We start from the raw sequence: 1344 nt of genomic DNA on the forward strand, positions 1-1344 counted from the left end.
CCTACTGTAAAACTAGTTGGAGAGATATTGAAATAATCGGGGTTTTCTAATATTGGCGTAATTGTATGTGAACCTGCTTGCATAAAAAACTCATAATTACCTGATGAATTAGAAATAAAATTACCAATTGTAGAACCATTTGTTATTTGAAATTTTAAATTTAAATAATCTAAATCGTTCACATCACATCCATTATTGTTGTAATCAAGTTTGCTATTTCCATTTATTTCATAAAAGGTTCCACCTGGTTTAAATGTACAATAATCATTAGTATGACAATTTAACCCAGCTAAATCAATTTTTTGTTGAACAAATGCAGCATCCTCATAATCACAACAAATAAAACGCAAGTTTGGACAAACATTAATATTTAATGATGAAAACGCTCCAGGTCTTCCATTTTTAAGACTTAATTTCTTCAAATATTGATTTGCAGCACAATCAATATTTAATACATTATAGTTGTTTTCTAAGTTAATTTCTTGTAATTGAGTATTTCTTACATAAAAATGAACTAAATTTGGATTCTGAGACAAATCTAAATTTGTAATACTAGAATAATTTATTGTTAAACCTTCTAATAAGGTATTATTACTTAAGTCTATATAATCTAATCCCCTAAATCTCAAAACTTTTAATAATAAATTATTTGTTAAATTTAAACTAGAAATACTATTACCAGAGCAATCTAAATGTTCTAAATTATCTAAATTAAACACATCTAAGCTGTGTAAATTATTATTCAAACAATCTATAAATATTAGCGAATTGTTATTACTAAAATTTAAGGAACTAATTTGATTAATGTGACAATTTAAATGCATTAAATTTGGCTGATTTGAAGTATCTAATTGTGTTAAGCTATTAATATTACAAAGAAGAATTTTCAAATTAGGATTAGAAGATAAATTTAAACTTGTTAGTCCATTATTGGTACATTTTAAAAATTCTAAATTAACAAAAGCCTCAATACCTATTAAACTTAAAATAGAACTATTTTCTACATTTAAAAATTTAATTAAACTAGCTTCACTGTATTGAATTTCACCATCTCCATTGAGATCAATTACATTATAAGAAGTTACAGTTCCATTAGAACTTGGTGATTGAGTAGATGAAATATTCCCCGGATTTGAACTTAATAACTTAGCTTTAAAATTAGCATCTGGTATATTTACAATCTGTCCTTGTATATTCAATCCAAATAAAACAATAAATAAAAAGTAGATTTTCTTCATAAATAATTTTTTAGGATAGCAAAAGTAGCTTAAAAAAATAAGGTTACCATAACTTAAATTATAAAATAACAATTCCATAAGATTATAATTTCAAATCATGTCATTC

Annotated in this window: 1 pseudogene; it reads right to left on the reverse strand. The window is 24.3% G+C overall.

What is annotated here, in order from left to right:
• Positions 1-1238, reverse strand: a pseudogene (locus CX675_RS19625) (T9SS C-terminal target domain-containing protein); the annotation flags it as partial.
• Positions 1239-1344: the final 106 nt, after the last annotated feature.

Source organism: Flavobacterium sp. J27, assembly GCF_004303025.1.
Taxonomy (GTDB): Bacteria; Bacteroidota; Bacteroidia; order Flavobacteriales; family Flavobacteriaceae; genus Flavobacterium.